This window comes from Corallococcus carmarthensis, from assembly GCF_003611695.1.
In the GTDB taxonomy this organism is placed as follows: domain Bacteria; phylum Myxococcota; class Myxococcia; order Myxococcales; family Myxococcaceae; genus Corallococcus; species Corallococcus carmarthensis.
Genome location: NZ_RAWE01000046.1, coordinates 46,427 through 55,213 on the forward strand (window position 1 = coordinate 46,427; position 8,787 = coordinate 55,213).

Consider the following 8,787-nt stretch of genomic DNA (forward strand, 5'->3'; position numbering starts at 1 on the left):
CGGGGCCAGGGAGTGATCGCCAATGGACCGTGGCAATCCGCCATCCCCCCGTGGCGGATTGCCACGCGGGGGCTCTACCGCTCCCGCTCGCGACGATGGATGGTGGACACATCGATGCCCAAGAGCTCCGCGGCGCGGGTCTTGTTCCCGCCGCAGTGCTGGACCATCCAGTGGATGTACTCCCCCTCCAGCTTGCGCAGGGTCCACACGCCCTCCCGAGCCTGGGCGAGCGGGTCCGCCTCCTGCGCGGAGGGCACCGGAGCATGCGGCCGCAGGTCCTCCAGCGTCACCGTCTCCCGGGGGACGAGCACCACCAGCCGCTCCACCAGGTTCTCCAGCTCGCGCACGTTGCCCGGCCAGGGCATGGCACCCAGCGCGGCCACCACCTCCGGTGACAGCGACGTCACGCGGGAGCGCGGGTTGCGCGCACGGGAGCGGGCGGTGAAGTGCTCCACCAGCTGGGGGATGTCCTCGCGGCGCTCCTTCAGCGAAGGCACCCGCAGCGTGACGACGTTGAGCCGGTAGAAGAGGTCCGCGCGGAAGCGCCCTTCCCGCACGCGCGCCTCCAGGTCCTGGTGCGTCGCCGCCACCACACGCACATCCACCGTGCGGCTGGCATCCGAGCCCACCGCGCGCACCTCGCCGTCCTCCAGCACGCGCAACAGCCGCGCCTGGAGCTCCGTGGGCATGTCGCCAATCTCGTCCAGGAACAGCGTGCCGCCGTGCGCCTCCACGAACAGGCCGCGCCGCACGGACGTCGCTCCGGTGAAGGCGCCCTTCACGTGGCCGAACAGCTCGCTCTCCAGCAGCGGCCCCGGCAGCGCGGTGCAGTTGACGGCCACGAAGGGACTGGACGCGCGCGGCCCTTCCACGTGGAGCGCGCGGGCCACCAGCTCCTTGCCGCTGCCGCTCTCGCCCCGGAGCAGCACCGGGGCCGCCGCGTGCGCCACCCGGTCGATGAGCTCGTACATCCCGCGCATGGGCGCGCTCCTGCCCACCATCGCGCCCAACCCCGAGCGCTCCTGCGACGCCTGCTTCAGCGCCCGGTGCTCGGCGCGCAGCCGGCGGTCCTCCAGCGCCCGGCCCAGGTAGAGCCGCACTTCGTCCAGGCGGAAGGGCTTGGTGAAGTAGTGGTACGCGCCCCGGCGCATCGCCTCCACGGCGCTCTCCACGCCGCCAAAGGCCGTCATCAGCAGCACGGGCAGCTCCGGGTCCACCGCGCGGGCCGCGTCCAGCACGTCCAGCCCGTCCACCTTCTCCATGCGCAGGTCGGTCAGCACCGCGTCGTACACGCGCGAGCGGATGAGCGTCAGCGCCTCCTGGCCGCCCGTGGCCAGGTCCACCGTCCAGCCCGCGTCGGCCAGCGGCTCCTGGAGCATGCGCCCCATCTCCACGTGGTCGTCCACCACGAGGATGCGTGCGTCAGACGGCAAGTCGCTCGGCATGGCGTTCCTCTGGGACGGCGCGGGCCACCGGCCACAGCACGGTGACGCGGGTGCCCTGCCCCGGCGTGCTCTCCAGCTCCACCCGGCCGCCGTGGTTGCGCACGACGTGGGCCACCATCGTCAACCCCAGCCCCGTGCCCTGCCCGCGCTTCTTCGTCGTGAAGAACGGGTCGAACACCTGGTTGAGGCGCTCCTTGGGAATCCCACACCCGTCGTCGCGCACCGTGAGCGCGACCAGGCCCCAGGTCCCCTCCTCCGGCCCCGCCAGCGCGGAAGCGGAGACCTCCACCTTCCCGCCCTCGCTGCACGCATCGCACGCGTTGAGCGTGAGGTTGAGCAGCACCTGCTGGAGCTGATCCGAGTCCGCCGCCAGCGAGGGCACCGACTCCGGCACGTCCACGCTCAGCGTCACCCGCCGCCGCTCCGCTTCCACCTGCAGCAGCTCATGCACGCTCCGCGCGAGCGGTCCCAGCGCCACCGGCCGCACCATCGCGGGTTGCAGGCGCGAGAAGTCCAGCAGCTGGCGCAGCGTGCGGCTCACCCGGTCGATCTGCTCGACGATGACGCCCAGCCCCGGCCCCTGCGGGTGCGAGGGGCCCAGCTTCCCCTGCACGTACTCCGCCCGGCCGCGCACCACGCCCAGCGGCGTGCCGATTTCATGCGCGATGCCCGCCGCCAGCACACCCACGGTGGCCAGCTTCTCCGCGCGCAACAGCTGCGTCTCCAGCGCGCGCACGTCACTCAGGTCCTCCACGACGAGGAGCGCGCGGGTCTCCTCCTTCGGATCCTCGGCCGTCAGCGGCACCGCGTGCAGGTTGTACGTGCCCTCCTCGCCAAAGAGCGCCAACGGTTCTCCCAGCAGGCTCAACGGCCGGTCCTCCTGCTGCGCGGAGGCCACCAACGCCGCGAGCCGCTCCACCACCGGCGCCGGAGCCGAAGGGAACGCGGCCGTCAGCGGCGCACCCGTCACGTTGCCGGGCACGCGTGAGCGCAGGGCCTGGTTGACGGCGCTGATCCGCCCGTCCGCCGTCAGCGCCAGGACGCCCGTGGGAATGTGGTCGAGGATCTTTCGCGTCCGGTCATGGAGCGCGGCGAGCTGGGCCGCGTGCCGGCGGCTCTCCCGGAGCGCCACCGCGCGACGGCGCGCCAGCACCACGTACACCGCGAAGGTCACCAGGAAGAACGCCACCAGCGCGCCCGCGCCCAACAGCCGCACCACCAGCGACTGCTCGTGCGAACGCAGCGCCGCGGTGGACACCAGCGTCGCCACCGCCCAGTGGCTGCCGCCGCGCATGCGGATGGGCGTGTAGACGGCCACCACCTCCGCGCGCCCCAGCCCCAGCCGCTCCGCCTCCTGTTCGGACAGGGGCAGCATGCCGCGCGCGCCGGCCTTCAGCCGCGTCACGAGGAACGCGAAGCCCGGCACGCCCGCGTCCTTCTGGCTCGCGCGGCGGAACCACTCCGCCAGGCCCGGGTCGCTCGCGGGGGTGGGCTGGCCGTGCGTGCCCACGAGCAGCATCCGCGCCTCCAGGTCCGACGTGACGATGCGCAGCGGCGCGAAGAAGGACTCCGTGTCCACCAGCACCGCCACCGCGCCCTCGGGCTTGCCGTCCGTCGCGGGCAACGCCGTGGCCAGGATGCGCAGCCAGCCGCCGTTGGCCGCGTCCAGGATGGGCGACGTGGTCAGGTCCCCCGGCGGACGCTGCAACGCCCGGCGCGCCGTCCCGGCCATCTCCGCCACCAGCCCCTCGCGAGTCACCTGCGCGTCCGGCTTGCGGTCCAACAGCAGGAGCCGCTCCGCGCCGTCGCCGTCGTACGCCGCGATGGCCTTGTACTGGCCCACCGCCTCCAGCAGCGCGCGCAGCTCGCGCCGGTGCTCCGGCAGGCTCCCCGGCTGGGACATCAGCTCCCCGGCGAAGCGCAGGTTCTTGCCCACCTCCTCCAGCGAGTCGGTGACGCCGCCCACGGCCTCGTCCAGCTGCTTCTGCCGGTCCCCCGCGAACTGCTCCACCAGGGCCGTCCGGCTGCGCTTCACCAACGTCCAGACCCCCACCCCCACGCTCGCGAGCGCGGCGCACAGCAGGAGGATGGGCAGGAGTGTGGACCGCATGAAAGACCCACAGCCTAATCCGTCGGGTGGGTCCAAGTCCTTGTTTCCAATGGCTTTTATCCCACCTGCCCTCCGGTGCTTGCCCATTGACGAACTGCGTTGGCCAGTGCTACCTACCGGTCGGTAGGTGAAGTGACCTACCGGTCGGTAGGTGGTTTCAGCCCGGCAGGAGCAGGCAGGCCGGCGAGGGAAGGCACGCATGACACCCACAGGGCGCAAACCGGATGAGGGCGAGCGGTACCGGACCATCCTGGAGACGGCGGCGCGGCTCATCTGCGAGCGCGGCTACGAGGGCACGTCGATGCAGGAGATCGCCGCCGCGTGCCGGATGACCAAGGCGGGGCTCTACCACCACATCCAGAACAAGGAGCAGCTGCTCTTCGCCATCATGAACTACGGCATGGACGTGTTCGAGGAGCAGGTCCTCGCGCCCGTGCAGGACGTGGTGGACCCCGTCGAGCGCCTGCGCCAGTGCATGCGCCAGAACATCCACCTGGTGACGAGTGGCCGCAGCAAGGAGGTCATCATCATCCTCCACGAGCACGCCACGCTCACCGGTGAAGCGCGCGAGTACATCGACCGGCGCAAGAAGCGCTACGTGCGCTTCCTGGAGGACGCGTTCGCGGAGGCCAACCGCCTGGGCCGCCTGCGCGGCGTGGTGGATCCCACCGTCGCGGCCTTCTCGTTCCTGGGGATGATCCTCTGGGTCTACAAGTGGTTCAAGCCGGACGGCCGCCTCACCGAAGAGCAGATCGCCGACGGCATGGTGGAGCTGCTCTTCCCCAGCGCAGCGGTGGGTGTGTCCGCCGCGGCCCCTGCGTCTGATGACCAGGACGCGCCCGCGCTCCGCATGGTGCCGCGCGCCGCTTCCGCTTCAGGTTCCGGAGAGGAGCCCCAGTGAACCGCGCCCGTTGGAGTTCCCTGTCGGAGGCGGTGGCCTCCATCCCGGACGGCGCATCGCTCGCGGCCGGTGGGTTCATGCTGGGCCGCGCGCCCATGGCGCTGGTGCTGGAGCTGGTGGCGCAGGAGAAGCGCGACCTGCAGCTCATCTCCCTGCCCAACCCGCTGCCGGCGGAGTTCCTGGTGGCGGGCGGGTGCCTGAAGCGCGTGGAGCTGCCCTTCGGCGCGCTGGTGCTGGAGAACCGCGTGCGTCCCCTGCCCTGCCTCAAGCGGGCCATCGAGGCGGGCGACATCGCGTGGCGCGAGCACGACGGCTACCGCGTGGTGCAGCGGCTGCGCGCGGCGTCCATGGGGCTGCCCTTCATCCCCGCGCCGGACGCGGACGTGTCGGAGCTGGCGGAGGTGGACGCCCCACGCACGGTGGAGGATCCCTTCACGGGCCGCCGCGTGCCGGTGGAGCCCGCCTACTACCCGGACGTGGCGCTCATCCACGCGCGTGCGGCGGACGACAAGGGCAACCTCTTCATCGAGGACCCCACCACGGACCTGCTCGTCGCGGGCGCGGCGAAGCGGATCATCGTCACGGTGGAGGAGCGCGTGCCGAAGCTGTCGCGCGTGACCATCCCCGCCTTCCAGGTGGAGCGCGTGGTGCTCGCCCCCGGTGGCGCGCTGCCCACGGGGTGCCTGGGCAAGTACCCGCATGACGACGCGATGCTGGCGGCCTACCTGGCCGCGGCGGAAGCGGGCGAAGCGAAGGGCTTCCTCATGTCGCTGCGCGCGACGCGGAGCGCGGCATGACGGCGACGACGGTGGACGCGACGCCCGCGGAGACGGTGGTGTCGCTGCTGGCACGGGAGATTGAGGACGGCTCGGTGGTGGCCACGGGTGTGGCGTCGCCGCTGGTCATCCTGGCGATCGCGGTGGCTCGGGCCACGCATGCGCCGGGGCTGACGTACCTGGCGTGCGTGGGCTCGTTGGATCCGGACCTGCCGGAGCTGTACCCGTCGTCGGAGGACCTGCGGTACCTGGACGGCCGGTCCGCGGAGGTGAGCATCGCGGACCTGTTCGACCACGCGCGGCGCGGCCGGGTGGACACGGTGTTCTTCGGCGCGGCGGAGGTGGATCCGGCGGGCCGCACCAACATGACGGCGTCCGGCAGCCTGGAGAAGCCTCGCGCCAAGTTCCCCGGAGTCGCGGGCGCGGCCACGCTGCGCCAGTGGGTGAAGAACCCCGTGCTGCTGGTGCCCCGGCAGTCGCGCCGCAACCTGGTCCCCCAGGTCCAGGTGGCCACGACGCGCGACCCCAGCCGTCCGGTGCGGCTCATCTCCGACCTGGGCACGTTTGAGCTGGGCGGGCCTCGTGGGGCGCGGCTGTTGTCGCGTCACCCGTGGGCCACGGTGGACGGCATCGCCGAGCGCACCGGCTTCGAGTTCGCGGTGCCGGACGCCCTGCCCGTCACCTCGCTTCCGGACGCGCGCACGGTGTCGGCCATCCGCGCGCTGGACCCCCGCAACCTGCGCGACGCGCTGGTCGGCGGCTGAACCGTCTTCCCCCACCCTTTAGCGCAACACGGAAAGAGGCACCGCATGGAGGCTGTCGTTCTTCGCCAGTTCGGGAGTGCAGAGAACCTGCGTCTGGAGACCGTGCCGATTCCCCGGCCGGGCAAGGGCGAGGTGCTGCTGAAGGTCCACGCGTGCGGCGTCTGCTACCACGACGTCATCAACCGCCGCGGCAACCTGCCCCGCACGCACGTGCCGGCCATCCTGGGGCACGAGGCCGCGGGCGAGGTGGTGGAGGTCGGCCCGGACACGGTGGGCTGGAAGGTGGGCGACCGCGCGGCGACGCTGCAGCGCATGTCCTGCGGCGAGTGCGCGCTGTGCCTCTCCGGCCGCAACAGCCTGTGCAAGACGGACAACCGCTTCTTCGGCGAGGAGCTCCAGGGCGGCTACGCGCAGTTCATGGTGGCCCCGGTGCGCGGCCTGGGCCGCGTGCCGTCCGACCTGCCCTGGGCGGTGGCCGCGACGGTGTGCTGCACGCTGGGCACCGCCGTCCACACGCTGCGCACGCGGGCGAAGGTGAAGGCCGGTGAGACGGTCCTCATCACCGGCGCCAGCGGCGGCGTGGGGCTGGCGGCCGTGCAGCTGGCGAAGGTGGACGGGGCGCGCGTCATCGCCATCACGTCCGGCGAGGCGAAGGTGGCGGCGCTGAAGGAGGCGGGCGCGGACGAGGTGATTGTTTCGCGCGGCCTGGACTTCGGGGCAGAGGCGCGAAAGCGCACGCAGGGCCAGGGTGTGGATGTGGCGGTGGAGATCGTCGGCAGCGCCACCTTCGACCAGACGCTCAAGGCCATGGCTCCCGGTGGGCGCGTGGTGGTGGTGGGCAACCTGGAGTCGGGGGTGGTGAACCTCAACCCGGGGCTGGTCATCGTGAAGGAGCTGGAGATTCTTGGCGCGTACGCGACGACGCGCGAGGAGCTGGACGAGTCCCTGCGGCTGACGGCCAAGGGCCTCATCCGCCCCTTCGTGTCGGAAGAGGTGGCGCTGGCGGAGGCGGGCCGCGCGCACTTCCGGCTGGAGAACCGGGAAGTGGCGGGCCGGCTGGTGCTGGTGCCGCCGGCGGCCTGAGGCCCTCTGCATTCGCGACCTTTTGACTTGAGGAGTTCCCCATGAAGAAGCGGGTTGGAATCGAAGCGCTGGCGGTGGCGGTCCCCCGGCGGTACGTGGACATCGAAGACCTGGCGCGGGCGCGCGGCGTGGACCCGGCGAAGTTCACCGCGGGCCTGGGCGCGAAGGAGATGGCGGTCAACGACCCGGGTGAGGACTCCGTGTCGCTGGCGGCCACGGCGGCCGCGCGGCTCATCCAGCAGCAGGGCGTGGACACGTCCAAGCTGGGCATGCTGGTGGTGGGCACCGAGACGGGCGTGGACCACTCGAAGCCCATCGCGTCGCACGTGCACGGCCTCTTGAAGCTGCCGCGCGCCATGCGCACGTTCGACTCGCAGCACGCCTGCTACGGCGGCACGGCGGGCCTGATGGCGGCGGCGGAGTGGATTGCGTCCGGCGCCGCGGCGGGGCGCTCCGCGCTGGTGGTGTGCACGGACATCGCGCGCTACGGCCTGAAGACGGCGGGCGAGCCCACGCAGGGCGGCGGCGCGGTGGCGCTGCTGGTGTCGGAGACGCCGGACCTGCTGGCGCTGGACGTGGGGCTCAACGGCGTGAGCACCGCGGACGTGTACGACTTCTGGCGGCCGGTGGGCCGGCGCGAGGCGCTGGTGGACGGGCACTACTCCATCACCTGCTACCTGGACGCCATGGCGGGTGCGTACCGGGGCTGGCGCGAGCGCGCGCTGGAGCAGGGGCTGGTGCGGTGGGATTCGAAGCTGCCCAGCGAGCAGCTGGCGCGCATCCTCTACCACGTGCCCTTCTGCAAGATGGCGCGCAAGGCGCACGCGCAGGTGCGGCTGTGCGACCTGGAGGACTCCAGCAACGGGCCGGTGACGCCCGAAGCCCGCGACGAGTCCGCGAAGTCGCAGGCCAGCTACGACGCGCAGGTGGCGAAGTCGCTGGGGCTGAACGCCCGGGTGGGCAACGTCTACACGGCGTCGCTGTACCTGGCGCTCGCGGGCCAGCTGCACGCGGAGGGCGCGGCGCTGGCGAATCAGCGCATCGGCCTCCTGTCCTACGGCAGCGGCTCCTGCGCGGAGTTCTTCTCCGGCATCGTCGGTGAGAAGGCGGCGGAGCGCATGGCCCGCGCGGACCTGGACACGGTGTTGGCGAAGCGCGAGCGCGTGTCGGTGGAGGAGTACGAGCGGCTGATGAACCTGCCCTACGACGCGCCGGAGGCGATTGCTCCGGAGCCGGGCACGTTCCGGCTGGCGGAGATCCACGAGTTCCGCCGCAAGTACGCGGGCGCTTGAGGCCAGTGTCTGGAGTTTGAGGCAGCTCACGGGCGATGCGCGCTGGTCGGCGTGCATCGCCCGTTCGCGTACTCGGTAGTCAAGAGGTAAGCGTTCACGGGGTGGTGCTCGCCTGAGGGGGCGGTGAGGCAGCGAACGGTGGGCCTCACCACGCTCGACGTGGGCCGGGGGCGGATTAGAAATAATGGGGCGTGGCCACGCCCGACCCAAGAGATGCGCGTATCGCGGAGCTGGAGCGACTGCTGAGCGCTGCGCTCGCGCGAATCGAGCAGCAGGAGGCTCGCATTGCGCAGCAGGAGGCTCGCATCGCAGAGCTGGAGGCGCGGCTGCGGAGTACCTCGCGCAATTCCTCGAAGCCTCCGTCCTCGGACCCACCCGGTACGCCGCCCAGGAAGTCGGAGCCGACGGGGCGTAAG

Annotated in this window: 8 protein-coding genes; 6 read left to right on the plus strand and 2 right to left on the minus strand. The window is 71.9% G+C overall.

Annotated features, from left to right (window positions below):
* Nucleotides 1-74 precede the first annotated feature (74 nt).
* Nucleotides 75-1,445: a sigma-54-dependent transcriptional regulator gene (locus D7X32_RS15205; protein WP_438358976.1), complete on the minus strand. Its 1,371-nt coding sequence runs from the start codon at nucleotides 1,443-1,445 to the stop codon at nucleotides 75-77.
* Nucleotides 1,423-3,555, minus strand: a complete 2,133-nt coding sequence (locus D7X32_RS15210; protein ID WP_120603265.1) for a two-component system sensor histidine kinase NtrB — start codon at nucleotides 3,553-3,555, stop codon at nucleotides 1,423-1,425. The genes D7X32_RS15205 and D7X32_RS15210 overlap by 23 nt, the downstream gene beginning before the upstream one ends.
* A gap of 199 nt (nucleotides 3,556-3,754) precedes the next feature.
* On the opposite strand from D7X32_RS15210, the gene D7X32_RS15215 reads away from it, so the two are divergent.
* The 6 genes from D7X32_RS15215 to D7X32_RS46255 form a co-directional block, all read left to right on the plus strand.
* Nucleotides 3,755-4,456, plus strand: a complete 702-nt coding sequence (locus tag D7X32_RS15215) for a TetR/AcrR family transcriptional regulator (protein WP_120603266.1) — start codon at nucleotides 3,755-3,757, stop codon at nucleotides 4,454-4,456.
* The gene (locus D7X32_RS15220; protein WP_120603267.1) at nucleotides 4,453-5,253 is read left to right on the plus strand and encodes a CoA transferase subunit A; all 801 of its coding nucleotides are present in this window, start codon (nucleotides 4,453-4,455) and stop codon (nucleotides 5,251-5,253) included. The genes D7X32_RS15215 and D7X32_RS15220 overlap by 4 nt, the downstream gene beginning before the upstream one ends.
* Nucleotides 5,250-5,996 carry a CoA-transferase subunit beta gene (locus tag D7X32_RS15225; protein ID WP_120603268.1) on the plus strand — a complete coding sequence of 249 codons (747 nt, stop codon included), beginning with the start codon at nucleotides 5,250-5,252 and terminating at the stop codon, nucleotides 5,994-5,996. The genes D7X32_RS15220 and D7X32_RS15225 overlap by 4 nt, the downstream gene beginning before the upstream one ends.
* A 45-nt stretch (nucleotides 5,997-6,041) precedes the next feature.
* Nucleotides 6,042-7,079: a zinc-binding dehydrogenase gene (locus D7X32_RS15230; RefSeq protein ID WP_120603269.1), complete on the plus strand. Its 1,038-nt coding sequence runs from the start codon at nucleotides 6,042-6,044 to the stop codon at nucleotides 7,077-7,079.
* Nucleotides 7,080-7,120: 41 nt separating this feature from the next.
* On the plus strand, nucleotides 7,121-8,371 hold the full coding sequence (locus tag D7X32_RS15235) for a hydroxymethylglutaryl-CoA synthase family protein (RefSeq protein ID WP_120603270.1): 1,251 nt from the start codon (nucleotides 7,121-7,123) through the stop codon (nucleotides 8,369-8,371).
* A gap of 191 nt (nucleotides 8,372-8,562) precedes the next feature.
* On the plus strand, nucleotides 8,563-8,787 hold a 225-nt coding region (locus D7X32_RS46255), incomplete at its 3' end, for a DUF6444 domain-containing protein (protein ID WP_244239025.1).